Consider the following 20035-nt stretch of genomic DNA (forward strand, 5'->3'; position numbering starts at 1 on the left):
CGGTGAGGAGCCCCCGTGCTCGATCTCCAGCGCCTGCGCGCCCTGCACGCCGTCTCCGTGCACGGCACCGTCGCCGCGGCCGCCGCCGCTCTGGGCTTCACGCCCTCCGCCGTGTCCCAGCAGATCGCCAAGCTGGAGCGGGAGACCCGCACCGTGCTGCTGGAGCGGGAGGGGCGCGGGGTGCGGCTCACCGACGAGGCGCACCAACTGGTGGAGACGGCGGCCGAGTTGCTGGCCCTCGTGGAGCGGGCGGAGACACGTCTGGAGGAGCGGCGCGGGGTGCCGGCGGGCCGGCTGACGGTCGCCGCCTTCGCGTCGGCGGCGCGCGGGCTGATGCCGTCCGCACTGGCGGACCTCGCGGTGCGCCACCCGGCCCTGGACACCCGGCTCAGCGAGGTCGACCCGCATCTGTCGGTGGACCTGGTGGCCAAGGGCGCCGTCGACCTGGTCGTCGCGCACGACTGGGACATCGCCCCGCTGCCCGCCCCGGCGGGTGTGGAGCAGGCCGTGATCGGCGAGGACCCGTGCGATCTGATCGTCCCCGAGGGGCATCCCTTCGCGGGGCGGACGGCCGTGCGGCGGGAGGAGCTGGGCGGGCAGCGGTGGGTGTGCCAGCCGCCCGGGCGGGTGTGCCACGACTGGCTGGTGCGCACCCTGCGCTCCGCCGGGCACGAACCGGAGATCGTCCACCAGGCCGAGGAGAATCCGACGCTCGTCGCCCTGGTCGCCGCCGGACTCGGCATCTCCCTCATCCCCCGCCTGGGCCGGGGCCCGCTGCCGCCCGGGGTGGTGGAGGTGCCGCTCGACCCGATGCCGGTGCGCCGCCTGTACGCCCTGTGGCGCGCGGGCGCGGCCCGCCGTCCGGCCATCGCCGAGACGGTCCGCACCCTGCGTGCGCACTGGCCGCGGGTCTCGCCGTACCCGGGCCCGCTCCGCGCCGTGGATCCGTGGGGCGCGTAAGGCCCTGCCGTCGTAGAGCACGCCCCCTCACCCGTACGGCCCTCCGGAGGCCGGGCGACCTCGGCGCAGCCGTGCTGCTGATCCGTCCCGACGGCTACGTCCGCTGGGCCGCGGACCGCCTCGCCGACGGCGAGAAGGACGCCCTGCTCGCCGCTGTCGCCGAGGGTCTTGCGAGGATGCCCTGAGCCCGGTGCCGGGGGCCGGGTGCCCTTGCCGGTCCGGGCAGGTCGGCCCGGTCAGGCCGAGCGGGAGATCTCCTCCGGCCGGACGGCGTGCGCGAAGGGCAGGCCGGCCGTGTAGCGGGCGAGTTCGTCGGCCGCGGCGACGGCCATCCGGTGCAGTTCCCCGCCGAGCGAGCCGGCGATGTGCGGAGTGACCAGCACGTTGGGCAGGTCGTACAACGGCGACTCGGGCGGCAGGACTTCGGGGACGGTGACGTCGAGCACCGCGTTCAACCGCCCTGTGGTCACCTCCGCGAGCAGCGCGTCCTGGTCGAGGAGGGAGCCCCGGGCGGTGTTGACCAGGGTCGCCCCGTCCCGCATCAGGGCGAGCCGCCGCCGGTCCAACAGGTGGTGGGTAGCGGGCAGTTCGGGGGCGTGGATGCTCACCACGTCGCTGGCCGCGCACAGTTCGTCCAGGCCGACCGGGCGGGCGCCGAGGCCGCGCGCCTCCTCCGGGCCGACGTAAGGGTCGTGCAGCAGCAGTTCCAGGTCGTGCGGGCGCAGCAGCTCCAGGACGCGTCGGCCGATGCGGGAGGCGCCGACGATGCCCACCGTGCGCCGGTAGTTGCCGGCGTGCGGGTAGGCGGCCTGCCAGTCGTGCGGGAGGCCGCGGCGGGTGCGGTAGTCCTCCCGGATGCGCAGCAGTTGCTTGTTCGCGAGGAGGATCACGGCCACCGTGTACTCGGCGACGGGCAGCGCGTTGGCCCAGGCCGCCGAGGTGACCTGGATGCCGCGCCGCCAGCAGGCGTCGGTGATGTGGTGCTTGACCGATCCGGCGGCGTGGATGACGGCGCGCAGCGCGGGCGCCCGGGCGAGCACGTCCTCGTCCAGGGGCGGGCAGCCCCAGCTGCTGACGATGACCTCGGTGTCGCGCAGCGCCTCGATCGCCCGCGGGTCGGTGAAGTCGTCCACGACGAGGCCCGGATCGAGGTCGGCGAGCGCGGTGAGCCGGTCCAGGGTGGCGGGGTCGATCAGCCGGGCGGCGAGATCGGCGTGCATGGCCAGCAGGGTGCGGGGCCGCCGCCGCGCGGAGGGACCCGGGTCCGGCTGCGGGGAAGGAGCCGGTTCCGGCTGGGCGGCGGGGGCGGTCGGGGGGTTGGTCACTCGGTTCTCCGGTGCGGGTGCGGCAGGGGCGGACGTCATTTGACGCTCCCTGCGGTGAGGCCGGCCTTCCAGTGGCGTTGCAGCGCGACGAAGGCGACGACCAGCGGGACGATGCCGAGCAGGGAGCCGGTGACGACCAGCGGGTAGTACTCGGGGAAGGCGTGGGTCTGGGTGTTCCAGCTGTACAGGCCGAGGCTGAGGGGGAACAGGCGGTTGTCGGACAGCATCACCAGCGGGAGGAAGAAGTTGTTCCAGATGGCGGTGAACTGGAACAGGAACACCGTGACGAATCCGGGCATCACCATCGGCAGGCCCACCGACCAGAAGGTCCGCAGCTCGCCGGCGCCGTCCATCCGGGCGGCCTCCAGGACCTCGCCGGGCACGTATCCGGCGCAGAAGACCCGCGCCAGATAGACCCCGAAGGGGTTGACGAGACTGGGGACGAACACGGCCCAGAAGGTGTTGACGACGCCCAGCTTGGAGGCCAGCAGGTACATCGGCAGGGCGAGCGCGGTGGTGGGCACCAGCACGCCGAGGAGCACCAGCCCGAAGAGCTGTTCCTTGCCGGGGAAGCGGTAGACGTGGAAGGCGTACCCGGCGCAGACGCACACCAGCGCGCACAGCAGGGCGCCGATCCCGGCGTACAGCAGGGAGTTGACGTACCAGCGGACGTAGACGCCGTCGCCGGCGGTGAACAGGGCGTGCAGATTGGCGCCGAGGTGCCAGGTCGAGGGGGTGAGGGTTCGGCCGCCGAGCAGGTCGCCGGTGTTCTTGGCGGCGGCGGTGAGCAGCCAGCCCAGCGGCAGCAGGGTGTAGGCGGTGGCCAGCACCAGGACGCCGTTGACGGCGGCCCTGGACAGTGACCAGGGGCGGCCCGCGGCGCGGCGGGAGCCGGGCCGTGCGGTGGCGGTGGTCATACGGCGCTCTCCGTTCCGGGCTTCGTCCGGCTCCCGCCCCGGCCGCGGGTGGCCCGGGTGACGACGAAGGAGAGCACGGCGGCGGCCAGCGCGAGCAGCACCGAGGAGGCGGCGGCGAGCCCGTAGTCGTGCCGTTCGAAGGCCGCGGTGTAGGCGTACATGTTCGGGGACCAGGCGGAGACGACGCTCGGCGTGGTGCCGTGCAGGATCATCGGCTCGGTGAACAGCTGGAGTGAGCCGATGACGGTGAACAGGCCCACGACCGCGAGCGAGGAGCGGATCAGGGGGATCTTGATGCTGAGCGCGGTGCGCAGCGGCCCGGCGCCGTCGACGACGGCGGCCTCCAGCACCTCGCGCGGGACGGCCTGGAGCGCGGCGAAGAAGATGACCATGTTGTAGCCGGTCCACTCCCACACCGCCATGTTGACCACGGCGGCCAGCGGATGGCCCAGCAGGTCGGACGGCGCGCCCGTCGAGTCGAGCGCGCCGATCACCGGGCTGATGCCGGGCGTGTAGAGGTACACCCAGATCAGGGCGGCGATGGTGCCGGGCACCGCGTGCGGCAGGAACAGCGCGAGCTGGAAGAAGCGGCGGGCCTTGACCAGGGCGGAGTCCAGCAGGAGGGCCAGTGCCAGGGCCAGGAGCGTCATCAGCGGGATGTACAGCAGGCAGTACTCGGCGAGGTTGACGAAGCCGCCGCGGAAGGCGGCGTCGCCCAGCGCCCTGGTGTAGTTGCCGAGTCCGGTGAAGACGGTCTCGCCGCCGCCGAAGCCGAGGCCGGAGCGGTGCTCGGCGTAGAGACTCAGGTAGACGGCGTAGCCGATCGGGACCAGTGTGGCGCCGGTGAACAGGACGAGGAACGGGGCGAGCAGTGCGGCGGGCGCCCCGTACCGCCGCCGCCGGTGCGGGGCGGTGGCGGGGCGGGCGGACGCGGCGTCCACCGGGCGGGCTGCCGTGGGGGCGGTCGGGGTCACCACGCGGAGACCTTCAGACCGCGGTTCTTGAGCTCGGCGAGGGTGTCCTTCTGCGCGGCGGCGAGGGCCTGCGCGATGGTGCCGGAGTGGTCGGCGAGCTTGCCGAAGGCGTCCTTGAGGGTGGTGTTGGTGACGCCCATGGCCGGGCCCCAGGTCCACCTCTGCCCGATGGTCCGCGCGGCGCCCTGGTAGACGGCGTAGACGTCCTGGCCGCCGTAGAACTCGGCCTTGAACGCCTTCGCGGCGACCGGCACCAGGTCGGGATCGGCCGGGTAGGTGGAGGAGTCGCCGGAGGAGATCCGGGCCCGGATGCCCTCGGCGGTGGTGGTGGCCCAGGTGGCGAACTCGACGGCGGCCTCCGCCTTGCCGCTGCCCTTGGAGACGGCGAAGGTGCTGCCGCCGAGCATGCCGCTGGCGGCGCCGTTCCAGCCGGGCAGTGGGGCGACGGCCCACTTTCCGCCCTGGTCCTCGGGCAGGGTGCCCTTGAGCACGCCGCCGCCCCAGGACGCGCCGAGGTAGCCGGCGGTCTGGCCCTTCTGGAGCGAGGCGGTCCACTGCTGGCTGAACGACGGTTCGACCCGGACCAGGTCGTCGTCGATCATCTTCTGCCAGTAGTCGGCGACCTTCCTGGTCTCGGCGCTCTGGAGGCCCACCTGCCAGGTGTCGCCGGAGGTGCCGAACCACTGCGCGTCGGCCTGCCAGGCCATCGCTTCGAAAGTGGTCGGGTCGTCGGGGAAGAAGGTGGCGATCCGGCTGCCGGGCTCCGCCTTCTTCACCTTCACGGCGTCAGTGCGGAACTCCTCCCAGGTGCTGGGGGCCGCCGTGATGCCGGCCTTGGCGAACAGGTCCTTGCGGTAGTAGAAGACCTGCGGCGCGGCGTCCAGCGGCAGCGCGTACGTGGCGCCGCCGAGCGTGGTCAGCTGCACCGCCTGCGGGAGGTACTTGGCTTTCAGGTCGGCGTCGACGTACTCGCTGACGTCCTTCACGGCGCCCTGGCTGACGAAGTCCGGCAGCTGCGGGTACTCGACGTTGAACACGTCGGGGGCGTTGCCGGCCTTGGCCGCGTTGGACAGCTTGGCGTAGCCGCCGGCCGCGCCGGAGGGTATCTCCTCGTAGCTGACGTGGATGTTCTTGTGGGAGGCGTTGAAGGCGTCCACCACCTGCCTGGTGCCCTTGGCCCAGCCCCAGAACGTGATGTCGACGGGCTTGCCCGAGCCCGCCGACCCGTTCTTGCCGTCGCTGCCGCAGGCGGTGAGGAGGGTGAGGGACAGGGCGGCGGCGGTGAGCGCGGCGGCGGCGCGCCGGGGTGTGCGACTGCGTGCGGGGGCAGCGGACATGGCTCGGCTCCTGGGGAACGGGACGATCGGATGTGCCCGGTGAGGCGCCGGCGAGGGGGCCGGCCGGACGCCGGGGACCGTGGGCCCCGGCTGGCCCACATCTTGGGAGCACCTCAGGTCGAAGTCAACACTATTGGATCGAACGATCGAACTCGATCAGACCGTAGGAGTCGTAATTACCGCATTTGCAGCACTGTTTCCTACACCCGACCCCGTACTCCGTATCATTCGATCGGATCGTATTGACGAACGATCTGACGGCTCCTAGATTCATGATTCCCTGAGCAAGGAGGCCGCCCGACATGTCGCGCATCCCCTTCCCGCCCGAGGACCGCTCCCTCAGCGCGTACACCGGCTGGGGGCGCGCCCATTGGGAGGCCGCCGCGGACGGGCTGCTCACCGCGGCGCTGCGGCACGCCGGGCCGCGGCACGCCCTGATCGCCCTGCCCGGCCCGCGCCCGAGCTGGTCCGGCGCCCGCTCGGACGGCCTGGAGGGATACGCCCGTACGTTCCTGATGGCCGCCTTCCGCATCGCGGGCGCCGGCGGGCGCGACCCGCTGGGTCTGCTCGACCGGTACGCGGAGGGCCTGGAGGCGGGGACGCGGGCCCCGGTACGGCCGCGGGAGCCGGTCGCCCACGACCCGGTCTCCTGGCCGGCCGTCACCGACCGGGGCCAGGCCATGGTGGAGGCGGCCTCGATCGCGCTCGCCCTCCGGCTGACCCGGCCCTGGCTGTGGGACCGGCTCCCCCGGACCGCCCGGGAGCGGGCCGCCGACTGGCTCGCCGGGGCGCTGGACCACACCCCCGTCGACAACAACTGGTGGCTGTTCCAGGTCGCCGTGGGCGGTTTCCTCACCGAGACGGGCCACCATGTGCGGGCCGCGGAGGAGGCCGTACGCCGCGGGCTGGACCGGATCGAGCGGTGGTACGTGGGCGGCGGCTGGTACACCGACGGCCGCCCGCGCGCCTTCGACCACTACAACGGCTGGGCCTTCCACCTCTATCCCGTCCTGCACGCCCACCTGGCCGACGACCGGCGGGCGCTGGACCGCTACGGCTCGCGCCTGGCGGAGTTCCTGGAGCAGTACGCGCACACCTTCGGCGGCGACGGCGCGCCCCTGCACCAAGGACGGTCGCTCATCTACCGGTTCGCCTCCGCCGTCCCGCTGTGGGCCGGTGCGCTGACCGGCCGCAGTCCGCTCGCGCCGGGGGCCACCCGGCGGCTGGCCTCCGGCGCCCTGCGCTACTTCCTCAACCGCGAGGAGGCGACCGCCGACGGTCTGCTCAGCCTCGGCTGGTTCGGCCCGTGCCCGCCGATGGTGCAGCCGTACTCGGGGCCCGCCTCGCCCTACTGGGCGAGCAAGGGATTCCTCGGTCTGCTGCTGCCGCCCGGACATCCGGTGTGGACCGCGGCGGAGGAGCCCGCCCCGGTCGAACGCGGCGACGCCGTGCGCCCGTTGGCCGGTCCGGGCTGGCTGCTCCAGTCCACCGCGGCGGACGGGCTGGTGCGCGTCCACAACCACGGCAGCGACGACCAGCCCGCGGACGAGGTGCTGGCGGACGATCCGTTGTACGCGAGGCTCGCCTACTCCACGGTCACCGCTCCCGTCTTCGGGGAGATCGCCGACAACCACTTCGCGTTGCTGGCCGACGGCGCGGCGAGCGAGCGCGGCCGGATCACACCGCTGGGCACGGGGGCGGACTGGGCGGCCTCCGCCCACCGGCCCCGGATCGCAGGCGCCGAACTGCCCGAGGTCCGCGTCACCTCACTGGTGTTCGCCGCCGGTGCGCTGGAGGTCCACGCACACCTGGTCACGGGAGCCGCCGTGGGAACGACGGTGCGGCACAGCGGGTGGGCCGTGGCGGGGGACGCGCTGGAGTCGTCGGCGACCGGTGCGTCGGCACGGGCACGAGTCGCCGGAGGCCCGGTCGACGGGCGTTCCACGGTCGCCGAACGCCCGCTGGTCTCCGAGGCGGTGGCCCTGCACGGCTTCTCCGGCGCGACGGTCGTCACGCCGGAGGCGGGGACCGCGTTCGGGCCGGTGGCCGCGGTGCCCGCGCTGACCGGGGCGGTCACGGCCGCGGAGTGCGTGTTCGTCTCCGTACTGCGGCTGAGCGGCGCCGAAGCCGGCACGGGCACAGACACAGAAGCCGACGAGCCGCCCACCGTCCGGGTCGCCGTGCGGCGCACGGAGGCGGGCCACCGGCTGGTCGTACACTGGCCCGGCGGCGGCCGGTCCGAGGCGGTGATCCGCGCGGGGGCGGTGGCCGTGACGGCGGGCGGGAGCTGACGGCGGCGGTGGGCGACAGCTGACCGGTGCGTGGGCGTCGCGGCGGCCCGGGGCCGACGGGCGGCCGCGGGTTCGTTGCCGTACCCGCCTGCCGGGTGTTTGGCTGCGAACAGTCGAGGTGGACGGTGGCGGGTGAGTCGGCGGCGGTCGTCCTCCCTCTTCTGCGGTTGCTCATTCGGTGCCCTCCTGCGTGGGGTCGGGAGGCCAGAAGCTAGGATCGGCACTTCGCCGCGTCAACACATATGAACCACTCGATCGAATTTCGATCACAACGACATCGGGTGACGGGCCGTGTCCGTCGGCCTGCGTGCCGGACGGGCGGCACCGCGGGATGCCCCCTGCCGTTTGGAAACCCCTTGTCCCGTCTGGGAGTTCGAGTCGGGTGGCGAGGGCGGCCGACGGGAGCGGTCGCGGTCGGGCGGGTGTCTGAGCAGTGATCAACGATGTATCGAATGATAAACTCGCGGTGAGTTCGGACCGGCCAGGAAGGGACCGTCATGTCGATCGCGGCTGACGAGCGCAGGACGCGCATCCTCGAGATCGTGCGCAAGCTCGGCACAGTGCGGGTGACCGACCTCGCGGCCCGTCTGGACCTCCCGACGGTCACCGTGCGGCGGGACGTGGCGACCCTCGCCGAGACCGGTCTCGTCCGCCGTTCCCACGGTTCCGTCTCCCGTCCCGACGCGGGCGCCGCCGCCCCGGCGGACGCCCGAACCCTGGGGCTGATCGTGCCCACGGTGAGCCACACCGTAAGCCAGTACTTCGACGAGGTGATCGCCGGGGCGCGCGCCGCGGCCGCCGACGCCGGGGCGCATCTGGTGCTCGGCATCTCCTCCTACACCCCGGGCGCCGACCGGGCCCAGGCGGAGCAACTGCTCAGGTCCGGGGCCGAGGGCCTGATGCTCACCCCCAACTGGATGACCACGAACGAGCCCGAGGACCGGCTCTGGCTCCAGGACCTGCCGGTGCCGACGGTCCTGGTGGAGCGCAGGGCCGCGGCCGGCGACCCCGCCGCGGAACTCGACTCCGTCAGCTCCGACCACCACCACGGCGTGCTGCTCGCCCTGCGCCATCTGGCCGCGCTCGGCCACGACGCCGTCGTCCTCGCCGCCCGCCGCGACACCTGGACGGCGATGAAGGTGCGCAGCGGCTACCCCGAGGCGTGCCGGGCGCTCGGGCTGACCCCGTGGCCGGTGATCGACATCGACGACCCCGCGACGGCTCCCGAATCGGTGGCCCGGCAGCTCGCCGAGGCCGTCGAGGAGGGCGTGCGGGCGGCGCTCGTGCACAACGACCAGGACGCCATCCAGCTCCCGGCGCTGCTGCGCGCGCGGGGCCTGTCCGTGCCCGAGGACCTGGCGCTGATCAGTTACGACGATGTTTTCGCGGCCCTCGGCGCACCGCCGTTGACGGCGGTGGCCCCGCCCAAGCGGGCCGTCGGCTCCGCCGCCGTGGATCTTCTGCTGCGGCGGCTGCGGCACGGTCGCACCCTGCCGGTCCACCGTCTGGAACTCCTCCCCGAGCTGAAGGTGCGCGCCTCCTGCGGCGGGACGGCGTCCGCCTGAGGCGAGCGACGGGCGGAACGCCCGCGGTCCGGCCCGGCGCGCGCCTGCCTGTCGGCCCCGTGTCCGTCGCCTGACGCCTGCCTGTTCCCCGCCCGGAGTCGGGCGTCGGCGCAGCTACCGCCCGCCACGGTGCCGATGCTCCGCCATCTGATCGAATTCCGATCGCTCGAACTCGTCACCGATCTATTGATCGTTGCGATCGGATGGTGCTACAAACGAGTCGCCTTGTCCTGCGCCCGCCGCCCGGGCCCGAGGCCCCACCACTCCTGCGGGGCGCCACCGCCCGCGACTCCCCCTCCCGGGATCGGAGAAACGCATGTCCCGTCCCCTCGACCGCCGTTCCTTCTTCCAGACCTCCGGAGTCTCCGCCGCCGCGCTCGCCCTGGTCGGCGTGCCGGACTCCGCGAAGGCCGCCCCGTCCGCCACCGCCGCCACCTCACAACTCGACAGTGCCGCGGAGGACTTCGCGGCTCTGCGCGCCACCTGGCGCACCCTGCTGCTGGGCACCGGCGTCACCCCCACCCGTGAGCCGTTCGCCACCAAGCTCGCCGCCATCGGCGACACCGCCTCCCGCTACGCGGACACCCTCTCCCCCGCCGACGGCTCCCTGTGGCCGGACGCGGTCTGGGCCGACCCCGACCCCGACACGGACAGCGAGTCCTACGCCTTCTCGGGCGCGATCCAGACCAGCTACCAGCGGCTGTACGCGATGGCCGAGGCGTGGAGCCAGCCCGGCACGGGGGTGACCGCCGACCCCGCGCTCGCGGCCACGGTCGTCGCGGGCCTGGACCACATGTACGCCCGGATCTACAACGAGCGGCAGCCCCGGTACGGCAACTGGTACAGCTGGCAGATCGGCGCCCCGCAACCGCTGCTCGACACGGCGGTGCTGCTGTACGACCGGCTGTCCGCGGAGCAGATCGCCCGCTACTGCGCGGCGGTGGACGCCTTCGTCCCCGACTCGTCGGTCGCCTCCTACAGCGGTACCTCCACCGGCGCCAACCGCATCGACCTGTGCCGGGTGCTGGCCGTCCGGGGCATCCTCGGGGAGAACGCCGCCAAGGTCGCCCTGGCGTCGAGCGCCATCTCTCCCGTCTTCCCGTACGTGACCACCGGCGACGGCCTGTACGCGGACGGCTCGATCATCCAGCACACCTATGTGCCGTACACCGGCTCGTACGGGGCGGTGCTCATCGACGGGCTCAGCAGGCTGCTCGCCCTGCTCAGTGGCTCGCCCTGGGAGGTGACGGACACCGGGAAGCAGGTCGTCCTCGACGCCGTGGAGGCCGCGTACGCGCCGTTCCTGCACAACGGCCTGTGCATGGACGGCGTCGCGGGACGCGCCGTCTCCCGCGGGCTGCCTCCGGGAGCGGCCGCGGGCCAGAACGACGACCACACGCGCGGTCACGCCGTCATGGCCTCCATCGTCGCCCTGGGACAGGCGGCCGGACCGGCCGAGAACGCCCGCTGGCGCGCCCTGGTGAAGGGCTGGATCCAGCGCGCCTCCTACCGGTCGCCGGTCACCGACCCGCAGTTGTCGGTGGCGAAGCTCGCCCTGCTGAACCAGGTCCTCGACGACGACTCGGTGACCGCCGCGGCCCAGCCCCGCGACAGCAGGATCTTCCCGGCCATGGACCGTGTGGTGCACCGCCGCACCGGCTGGGTCGCCTCGGTGTCGATGGCGTCGAAGCGCATCACCTATTACGAGAACGGCAACGGCGAGAACCTGCACGGCTGGCACACGGGTTCCGGGATGCTCTACTGGTGGGGCGAGGACTTCGCCGACGACCAGTACTCCGACCGGTTCTGGGCCACCGTCGACCCGTACCGGCTGCCCGGCACCACCGTCAGCGCCAAGCGGCTCACCGACGGCGAGGGCGGTGCGTGGGGCGCGGCCCGGCCCGACGCGGACTTCGTCGGCGGCGCGGGTGACGGCGTCTACAGCGCGCTCGGGCAGCATCTGAAGGGGCTGTCGTCCACGCTGGAGGCCCGCAAGTCCTGGTTCCTCCTGGAGGATGCGGTCATCTGCCTGGGGTCGGGCATCACCGCGTCGGACGGCGCCGCGATCGAGACGGTCGTGGAGAACCGGCACCTGGGCGCCGACGGCCGCAACACCCTCACCGTGGACGGCCGTCCGCAGCCCACCGTCCATCCGTGGTCGGGCAGCTTCCCGAGGACGCGGTGGGCTCACCTCGCCGGCCACGGCGGCTATGTCTTCCCCGAGCGGCCCACCCTCAGGGCGCTGCGCGAGGAGCGCACCGGGGCCTGGCACGACGTCAACAGCATGACCGGCCTCCCCGACCGGTTCGGCAGCCGCTACGCCGCCCTCTGGCTGGACCACGGCACCGCGCCGGAGGACGCCGGCTACGCCTATGTGCTGCTGCCGGGCGCCTCCGCCGCCGCCACCGCCCGGCGTTCGGCGTCCCTCGGCCGCTGGCTGCGTGCCTGCGTCCGGACGACCGGCGTGCACGGCGTGCACGTGCCCTCGCTGGGTTTCACCGGCGCCGCCTTCTGGTCGCCCGGCCGTTTCGAGCAGGTGAGTGCGGACGCGCCGGTCTCCGTGGTCGTACGGGAACGGCGGGACGGTACGGCGGTCGTGTGCGTCGCCGACCCCACCCGGCTGCGCGACGAGGTCACCGTCACCTGGCACCGGCCGGTGCGCTCCGTGGTCTCCCGTCCCGTGACGGTGGCGCGGGCCGGGACGGGCCGGGTGCTGCGGCTGACGTTCAGTGGTCTGTCCGCGACGGGCGGCGCCACCCAGCGGACCGTCGTCCGGCCCGCCTGAACGCGGACGGCCTCAATCCGTACCTGGGGTCGAGCCACCCGGCAGGCCGGCCACCTCGTCGACCAGGGGCTGGACCCGGTACGGGATGAGCGCGCTCAGGGCGATGACCGTCGAGCTGCGGCGGACGCCCGGCACTTCGAGGACGTGGTCGATCACCCGCTGCACATGCTGGTTGCTCCGGCCCGCGATACGGCACCAGATGTCGCCGGGGCCCGTCACGATGCGGGCCTCCAGGATCTGCGGCACGGCCCGCAGGCGCGCGGCGATGGCCTCGCGGGCCGGCTGGTCCACCTCGAACGTGGTGAACGCCTCGACCACGTGGCCCAGGGCGGCGACGTCCACGTCCGGACCATAGCCGGTCACCACGCCCGCGCCGGTCAACCGGTCGAGCCGGGCCTGCAACGTGCCGCGGGCGACGCCGAGTTGGCGGGCGATCTCCAGCAGGCCCTCCCGTGGGCGCTCCCGGAGCAGACGCAGCATCCGGCCGTCGAGGGGGTCGAGTCCCTTGCGCGCCACCACACCTGCCGATCTGTCACCCCAGAGGCACGCATGTGCCGCATTCTCTGTCAGATTAACAAGCGAGCAGGGAGTCTGTTGCGAATTCGGCTGCTCCGGACCCACGCTGTCGGTCCCCGGCCCCTGAGGAGCAGTCGTGAGACAGCACACCCATCCGTTCGTCCCGTACCGGCCCGAGCGGTACGACGAGGCCGAGACGCTCCGGCGCGGGAAGGACTTCGTGTCATTCCTCGACCGCCGGCGCAGCGTACGGTTCTTCAGCCACGAGCCGGTCCCGCGCGCGTGCGTCGACCTGGCCGTCGCCGCGGCGAACACGGCCCCGTCCGGGGCCCACTTCCAGCCGTGGAAGTTCGCGGTGATCGGCGACGCCGAGACCAAGCACCGGATCCGGGTCGCCGCCGAGGAGGAGGAGAGGGTCAACTACGAGGGCGGGCGGCTGCCGCCCGAGTGGCGTGCCGCGCTGGCGCGCCTGGAGACGACCTCGGACAAGGGCTTCCTCGAAGTGGTGCCGTGGATCGTCGTCTGTTTCGCGGAGAAGAGCACCGCGCTGCCGGACGGTTCACTGCGTAAGAACTACTACGTCAACGAGAGCGTGGGCATCGCATGCGGTTTCTTCATCGCCGCCCTGCACGCGATGGGTCTGAGCACTCTGACGCACACGCCCAACCCGATGGGCTTCCTCACCGAGATCTGCGAACGCCCCGGCAACGAAAGGCCGTACATCCTCTTCCCGGTCGGTTACGCCGCCGCCGACTGCGAGGTCCCTGACCTGACCCGCAAGTCGGTGGCGGAGGCGACCGCCGAGCCGCCGGGTCGGCTCACGATGTGAGCGCGTCGGGCCATGGTGTCCACGACCCACTCGACCCCATGCCCCCACCGGTCTGTCGCTGGAGGAGGACTGCACCCCGGCGCTGCGCCGGGCGCCCGGCGTGTGTCACGCGTGTCTCGAAGCCGTCGGTCCGTGGCAGGCCGCGTCGTGGCCACCGTCATCAGCCCTCGCGCCCTGGCCCGTGCCGGGGTGAACGTCCACGGGCTCCCCCTGGCCGGCCGGGTCGAGGCGGTGGGTCCCTGTCTGTTCCCGGAGGGCCGTGCCGGCCTCGTCGTCCGCGACCCGCCCCGGCTTCCCGCCCGTCCGAGCGGCGTCATCGAGCGTGTCCACGACGCGGACGGCGGCGTGACCGCCGATGGGACTCAGCGGTCCGGCGGGGCGAACGCCCGTCGGCAGTGGACGAGCAGTTCGCGCACCGCGGGCAGGTACGCGCTGCGCCAGATCAGCGCGAGCAGCGCCGGGGTCTCGACGTCCGCGAGGATGTGGGCGGTGAGCCGGTCGCCGTAGCCCACGGCCATCGACTCGCTGAGGACGGCGACGCCGAGGCCGCGGGCGGCGAGGTCGGCGACGGCGTCCGCGGCACTGGCCTGGAGCGCGATCACGGGCTGGAGGTTCTGTGCGGCGCAGGCCTGGTCGAACACCGCACGCAGGCCCGTGCCGGGCGGCATGCACACGATGGGGTGGGCGACGAGATCGCGCAGGGTGACCCGACGCCGCCCCGCCAGGGGGTGGCCGGCCGGGACGGCGGCGACGAGCCGTTCGCTGATGATCGTCAGCGCGTCCAGGTCGTCGGGCGTGGCGGCCGAGGCGCCGATGAGCGCCAGGTCGACGGCGCCGGTGCGCACTTGGTCGACGAGGCGGTCGGAGCTGTCCTCCAGCAGGGTGATCTCGACCCCGGGGTGCGCCTGGTGGAAGGCGGCGAGGGCGTCGAACAGCGGGGTGACGGTGCAGCCGATGACCATCCCGACGGTGAGGCGGCCCCGGATCAGGTCGGTCACCTCGCCCACCGCCTGCCCGATCGCCCCGGCGGCGGCGAGTGCGGCGCGGGCGTGTTCCAGCGCGGCCTTTCCCGCGACGGTGAGGGCGACCGTGCGGGCGGACCGGTCGAAGAGGTCGGCGCCGAGTTCCCGTTCGAGCCGGCGGATCTGGGCGCTGACGCCGGACTGGCTGATGTGCACCCGCTCGGCCGCCCGCGTGAAGTTCCGCTCCTCGGCGACCGCGACGAAGTACTCCAGCTGCCTCAGTTCCATGAGCTGTGATTCTAGTGTGCAGAAGAATCATCTGTTGGACTTCTTAAGGGTGGGCGGCGACGCTGGATACGACGGAGCCCGACGCAGGAGGAAAACCATGCCGGAGCACGAGAAGGCCATGCGGCCCGAGGACATCACCCGCCTGTTCGTCGCGCGGTCCAACGCCGGTGACGCGGCCGGGGTCGCCGCGCTCTACGAGGAGGACGCCGTGCTGGCCTACCCGCCCGGGGAGCTGACGGTGGGCCGCGAGGCGATCCGTGCGTTGTGGGAGAAGGTGCTGGCCAACCGGCCGCACTTCGAGCCGGAACAGCCGCTGCCGACGCTGGTCAGCGGCGACATCGCCCTCACCTCGACCCCGCCGGGGGACGGGGCCGGCGCGCGGGCGCAGGTCGTCAGGCGGCAGAGCGACGGGAGCTGGCTGCGCGTGCTCGACCAGCCCGAGTTCGCCCCGCCCGCCCGCTGACGGCGTGGCGGTCGCCCGGCTCCGCCGGGAGCGGGACGCGGGGCCTCTCCCTTCCTGTAGGCCGGAAGGGAGAGGCCCCGCGTCGTTCCTCACTGATCGTGTGTTACTCGATGTTGATCTTGAACGTGCTGGTCGTGTTGCGGATGTCCTGGGCGTTGCCGCTCATCCGCAGGTTGCGGAAGGTGGCCTCGCCGACGGCGGGTCCCTGACCGGGCTCGGGGAGTTCGTTGGCCCAGATGCCGAACCCGGACTTGGCGTCGAAGGCGTCGCCGCTCTTCTTGGAGTCGGTGATGGAGATGTCGGTGAAGATGGTGTCCTTCACCGGGAACTGGGGCTGGCCGCCGACGTAGTTGGTCTGGAACATCACGCCTCCGTAGGTGGAGTCGGTGATGTCGACGTCGTTGACCCGGATGCCCTGGAAGACCTTGCTGGCGGAGAACGCCCAGATGGCCGGGAAGACCTGGGAGCCCCAGAAGTGGCCGCCCGTCCGCTCCAGGGAGACGTTCTCGATGGTCGTCGGCTCGGTGCCGAAGCCGTTCATCGCGTATCCGAAGTCCAGCGAGGAGATGGTGATGCCGGAGTAGACCAGGGTGTCGGCGACGCGGATGTTGCGGAAGGTGTTGTTGTACCCGCCGTAGACCGCGATGCCGGCGGCCCGCCAGGTGAGGGTGGAGGTCAGGTTCTCGTAGAGGTTGTTCTTCTCGTCGGCCCCGCCCGCGTCGATCGCGGAGAAGAGGGCGAAGCTGTCGTCGCCCGTGGCGCGGGCGTCGTTGTTGACGACGTGGTTGTCCGTGGAGCCGTTCGTCATGTTGATGCCGTCGGCGAACGTGTCACGGATGCGGGAGTTCTTGATGGTCATGTTGTCGGTGTTGGCGCCCCAGTAGAGGCACACCATGTGCTCGACCCAGATGTCGTCGATGGTGATGTCCGAGACGTTGGCGAAGTCGAACACCTTGCCCGGCCCGTCGATACGGGACGTGTAGTTGCCGAAGTAGGCGAATCCGGTGAACGAGGATCCGTTGGCGGTGGCGTCGGCCCGGAAGCCGACGTCGGTGTTCTCCTGCGAGGAGGGCGCGTGGAAGCGGGTGAACCACGGTCCGGCGCCGACGACCTTGACCGCCTTGCCGTAGACCTGGAACTTGCTGGAGGTCTCGTAGTCCCCGGCGGGCAGGTAGACGCCGACGAGCTTGCCGGTGGTGTCCATCCGGACCTTGTCGAGGGCGTTCTGCACGTCCTGGTGGGAGAAGCCGGCCGGGACGGTGTAGGCGGCCGGGTCGGGGTTCGCGACCGCCGTCGCCTGCTCGGTGTTGACGAAGTCGATGGCGTAGGTGGAGGTGTTGGCCGCGTCCTTCTGGAGGCGGATCTTCGAGCCCGCCGGTACGGTCCTGCCGAGGAGCAGGTTCGCCTCGTCGTAGATGTGGCGCGGGGCGCCGGAGCCGGGCGAGTTGCCGGGCGCGGTCTCGTTGCCATACAGCCAGGCGTACTTGGAGGTGAGGTCGATCGCCTTCAGGAACTGGCCGTCGACGTAGACGTTGAGGGTGGTGTCGGTGCCGTCGGGGATCGAGAAGCGGGTCACCAGGGTGTTGGTGGCCGCGCGGGTGGTCCACTCGACGTACTGGCCGGTCGCGCTCAGGGTGACGGCCTTGCGTCCGCTGGCCTCGCCCGCGAGGTCGCCGACGGTCCGGTTCGGGCCGACGACCTTCGCGCCGCCGCCGAGCGTGCCGTCCTCGGCCTCGTACATGTCGTACGGCATGTCGGCGCCGCGGCCGACGAACAGGGGTTGCGTGGTGGTGTTGTTGGCGCGCTTGACGGGGAGTTCGTTGGCGTCGTCGGCGATGACGGTCTTGACGGTGTACTTGCCGTTGACGGCCGTCCACGAGCCGAGGCCGACGGGTGCGGAGGTCTGGCCGGGGGCGAGGGCGCCGCTGTAGGAGCCGGTCAGGTTCTTGACGGTGGTGCCCTTGGAGTCCTGGACCGTCAGCGTCACGCCGTGGGCGCCGGCGGCCGAGGCGGTCGTGCCCTGGTTCTTGATCGCCACGGTGAACTTGACGTCGTCGCCGGCCGACGGGCTGGACGGCGACCAGGCGACCGGTGCGGCGACGAGGTCGGAGCTGGAGACCGGCTTGACGACGAGGGCGTCGGAGCGGGTAAAGGTGTTGTTCGCCTCGTTCTGCTCGATGACCTTGTTCGACGGGTCCACCTCGGCGCCGACGGTGTAACTGCCCGCGTCCCGGGTGCCGATGCTCGCGGTGACCGTCTTCGACTCGCCCGCGGCGAGCGCGGGGACGTCGGCCGTGGCGGTCCTGGTGCCGCCGAGCGTGAAGTTCAGGTCGGTGGCCTTCGCAGCCCTGGTGCCGCTGTTGGTGACGGTCGCGGAGAGGCTGACGGGGTCCGTCTCGACGGGCGCGGCAGGCGAGTTGGTGATGCCGGTGACCTTGAGGTCCGGGTTGGCGGCCGGGGTGCCGATCACCTGGAACTCGGCGACCTGCGCGCCCGGGGCGCCGGAGTTGGCGGTGAACCTCAGCTGGACGTCGGCGGCCGCGCCGGAGACCGGGATCGTCACCGTGTTGCCGGTCGCCGGGTTGAAGGTGTAGTCCTTCGCCGCCGCGAGGCTGGTGAAGGCGGTCGCGTCCTGGTCGCGACCGAGGACCTGGATGTTCTGGGTGCGGGTGGACCAGGCGGCGTCCGGGTTGAGCTTCACGACGACCTGACTCAGGTCGGCGTTGGCGCCCAGCTTGGTGGTGAGGGTGGCCGGATAGGCGCCGCCCGCGCTCTCCCAGTAGGTGCTGGTCTGGCCGTCGTTGGCGTTGGCGGCGACGTAGGTGAAGGTGGTGGAGGACGCCTCGATGGGCTTGCCCTGCGCGAGGTCGGAGCCGGTGCCGGAGCCGGGCCGGGTGACGCTGTTGCTGGCCGCGGACACGTTGCCGGCCGCGTCCTTCGCCTTCACGTAGTAGGTGACGGTGGCCGTCGCCGACGGGGTGTCGGTGTACGTGAGGACATCGCCCGCGACGGACTTGACGAGCCGGTCGTCGGCGTAGACGTCGTAGCCCGTGACCTTGACGTTGTCGGTGGACGCCTGCCAGGTGAGCTTCACGTCGTTGCCGGACTGCGTGTAGGCGAGGTTGCCCGGGGCCGTGGGGGCCTGGGTGTCGCCGCTCGCGCCCTTGCGGGTGACGCTGTTGCTGTCGGCGGAGACGTTGCCCGCCGCATCCTTGGCCCGGACGTAGTAGGTGATGTCGCTGCCGGCAGGCTGGGTGTCGGTGTACGTCAGGACGTTCCCGGCGACGCTCGCCCGCAACTGCCCGTTGGCGTACACGTCGTAGCCGGTGACGCCGGTGTCGTCGGTGGCCGCGCTCCAGGTGAGTCTGATCTGGCCGGTGGCCGGCTCGGTGTAGCTCAGGTTCGTCGGCGCGGTGGGCGCCTGGGTGTCGCCGGTGGCCGGTCCGTAGACCTCCAGCTCGGACAACTGGCCTGCGGGCCACCCGGTGTTGGCGGTGATCAGCACGCGCACGTACCGGGTGGTGGCGGTGTCGAAGCTGATGGTCGCCGACTGGTCGTTGGAGCTGTCGAAGGTGTACGCCTTCGAGGCGGTCAGATCGGTGAAGTTCCTGTTGTCCGTCGAACCCTGGATCTTGAGGGTCTGGCTGCGGCTGGGCCAGCCGCCGGGCAGCCGCAGGGTCACCTGGTTCACCTTGAGCGACGATCCGAGGTCGACCTGGAGCCACTGCGGGAAGGCGTTGTTCGTGCTCTCCCAGTAGGTGTTGCGGTTGCCGTCACCGGCGTTGGCCGCCGGGTAGACGTCGGCGTGGCCGCTCTCCGTGAAGGTCTTGCCCTGGGCGAGGTTCGGGGTGGAGGCGGAGCTGGTGAGGACCTCGAGCTCGCCGAGCTGGGCGGTGTGGGCGGCCGAGTTGGCGCTGAAGTCGGCGCGTATGTAGCGGGCGAGGGTCGCGGGGAAGGAGATCCGGACCGTGTTGCCGTTGCCGGGACTGAAGACGTACTGCGCCGAGGACTTGAGCGTGGCGAAGCTCTTGCCGTCGGCGCTGCCCTGGAGGGCGAGGGTCTGCTTGCGGGTCTGCCAGTCGGCGGGCAGGCGCAGCACGACCTGGCGGACGCGTTCGGTCCGGCCGAGGTCGGTCTCTACCCACTGGGCGGAGGCGTTCTTGGCCTGCCAGTAGGTGGCGGCGTCGCCGTCGGTGACGTTGGCGGCTGTGTGGGCGCCGAGGGCGCTGCCGGATCTGGTCCGGGCGCCGGCGGCGGCGTCGGGACCGCCGGCGGCCTGCGCGCCGACGGCGGGCAGGCCGAGCACCATGACGGTGGAGGCGAGCGCAGCGGTCGCTGCGCGGCGTCTCCAGGATCTCGTCTTGTGTCGAGTCATGCGGGGTCACTCCCTGCGGAGGTTCGCGCGCGCCGGTGAGGCGGCGAGGACGGCTCTTTCCTGGGCAGAGCGGTGGCGTGCATCGCGATGGGGCATCCAGTTTTTGCGCTGTTTCATCGGAATATTGCAGACGCACGGGCAGGCGTCTACGGTCGCGACGACACACTTTTCACCAGGGACACCCGGGACGCGACAGGACACAGGGGTTCCTCATCGCGCAGCAGACCGCTGACCTGCGAAAACTACCCATCGAGGGGATGCGGACGCCGACGAAGGGCGACCTTGACGCAGGCAGCGCAAGCGCTCGCAAAGTACGCAAGTTCTTGCGTGAAAGTGCGTGTTCGACGACGCCGTTTTGCGTAAGTACCGCGGAGGGAGAGAGACGGAGGACGGAAGGGCGGGGGCGGAGGGCAGCGGGCCAGCGCGCGGGCTCGGTCCAGCAAACCGC

General features: G+C 72.1%; 13 protein-coding genes. 6 read left to right on the forward strand and 7 right to left on the reverse strand.

Translation table 11 applies throughout. The features are described 5' to 3' along the window. Positions 1 to 15: 15 nt before the first annotated feature. Entirely contained in the window at positions 16 to 960 is a 945-nt protein-coding gene (locus AB0N63_RS23645) for a LysR family transcriptional regulator (protein WP_365531176.1), read from the forward strand. A 236-nt stretch (positions 961 to 1196) separates the two neighbouring features. On the opposite strand, the gene AB0N63_RS23650 is transcribed toward AB0N63_RS23645, so the two are convergent. The 4 genes from AB0N63_RS23650 to AB0N63_RS23665 all read right to left on the reverse strand — a co-directional run bounded on the left by AB0N63_RS23650 (position 1197) and on the right by AB0N63_RS23665 (position 5513). Further along, on the reverse strand, positions 1197 to 2180 hold the full coding sequence (locus tag AB0N63_RS23650) for a hydroxyacid dehydrogenase (RefSeq protein WP_365531309.1): 984 nt from the start codon (positions 2178 to 2180) through the stop codon (positions 1197 to 1199). Between the two features lie 140 nt (positions 2181 to 2320). Next, entirely contained in the window at positions 2321 to 3202 is an 882-nt protein-coding gene (locus tag AB0N63_RS23655) for a carbohydrate ABC transporter permease (protein ID WP_365531178.1), read from the reverse strand. Next, positions 3199 to 4074, reverse strand: coding sequence for a sugar ABC transporter permease (locus AB0N63_RS23660; RefSeq protein ID WP_365531311.1), 876 nt, complete (start codon positions 4072 to 4074; stop codon positions 3199 to 3201). Before AB0N63_RS23660 ends, AB0N63_RS23655 begins: the two co-directional genes overlap by 4 nt. A gap of 98 nt (positions 4075 to 4172) precedes the next feature. Continuing rightward, positions 4173 to 5513, reverse strand: coding sequence for a sugar ABC transporter substrate-binding protein (locus AB0N63_RS23665; RefSeq protein WP_365531180.1), 1341 nt, complete (start codon positions 5511 to 5513; stop codon positions 4173 to 4175). 302 nt (positions 5514 to 5815) lie between these two features. On the opposite strand from AB0N63_RS23665, the gene AB0N63_RS23670 reads away from it, so the two are divergent. From AB0N63_RS23670 to AB0N63_RS23680, 3 genes are all read left to right on the forward strand, one after another. Next, entirely contained in the window at positions 5816 to 7804 is a 1989-nt protein-coding gene (locus AB0N63_RS23670) for a DUF2264 domain-containing protein (protein WP_365531182.1), read from the forward strand. A 497-nt stretch (positions 7805 to 8301) separates the two neighbouring features. Further along, on the forward strand, positions 8302 to 9369 hold the full coding sequence (locus AB0N63_RS23675) for a substrate-binding domain-containing protein (protein ID WP_365531184.1): 1068 nt from the start codon (positions 8302 to 8304) through the stop codon (positions 9367 to 9369). A gap of 316 nt (positions 9370 to 9685) precedes the next feature. Further along, complete coding sequence (locus tag AB0N63_RS23680; RefSeq protein ID WP_365531186.1) at positions 9686 to 12154, forward strand: polysaccharide lyase 8 family protein; 2469 nt, start codon at positions 9686 to 9688, stop codon at positions 12152 to 12154. Positions 12155 to 12166: 12 nt separating this feature from the next. Here the strand turns inward: AB0N63_RS23680 and AB0N63_RS23685 are convergent, their stop codons facing one another. Continuing rightward, positions 12167 to 12670, reverse strand: a complete 504-nt coding sequence (locus AB0N63_RS23685) for an Lrp/AsnC family transcriptional regulator (protein WP_365531188.1) — start codon at positions 12668 to 12670, stop codon at positions 12167 to 12169. A 136-nt stretch (positions 12671 to 12806) separates the two neighbouring features. Here AB0N63_RS23685 and AB0N63_RS23690 point away from each other — a divergent pair, with 136 nt between their 5' ends. Continuing rightward, positions 12807 to 13499, forward strand: a complete 693-nt coding sequence (locus AB0N63_RS23690) for a nitroreductase family protein (RefSeq protein WP_365531190.1) — start codon at positions 12807 to 12809, stop codon at positions 13497 to 13499. Positions 13500 to 13861: 362 nt separating this feature from the next. On the opposite strand, the gene AB0N63_RS23695 is transcribed toward AB0N63_RS23690, so the two are convergent. Next, a complete protein-coding gene (locus AB0N63_RS23695) occupies positions 13862 to 14749 on the reverse strand; it encodes a LysR substrate-binding domain-containing protein (protein ID WP_365531192.1) in 888 nt (295 codons plus the stop codon). A 97-nt stretch (positions 14750 to 14846) separates the two neighbouring features. Here AB0N63_RS23695 and AB0N63_RS23700 point away from each other — a divergent pair, with 97 nt between their 5' ends. Beyond that, on the forward strand, positions 14847 to 15212 hold the full coding sequence (locus AB0N63_RS23700; protein ID WP_365531193.1) for a nuclear transport factor 2 family protein: 366 nt from the start codon (positions 14847 to 14849) through the stop codon (positions 15210 to 15212). A gap of 103 nt (positions 15213 to 15315) precedes the next feature. Here AB0N63_RS23700 and AB0N63_RS23705 read toward each other — a convergent pair whose 3' ends face one another. Continuing rightward, positions 15316 to 19587 (reverse strand): discoidin domain-containing protein, encoded by a 4272-nt coding sequence (locus AB0N63_RS23705; RefSeq protein ID WP_365531195.1) that lies wholly within the window; start codon positions 19585 to 19587, stop codon positions 15316 to 15318. Positions 19588 to 20035: the final 448 nt, after the last annotated feature.

Source organism: Streptomyces sp. NPDC093260 (assembly GCF_040683715.1).
GTDB classification, from domain to species: domain Bacteria; phylum Actinomycetota; class Actinomycetes; order Streptomycetales; family Streptomycetaceae; genus Streptomyces; species Streptomyces sennicomposti.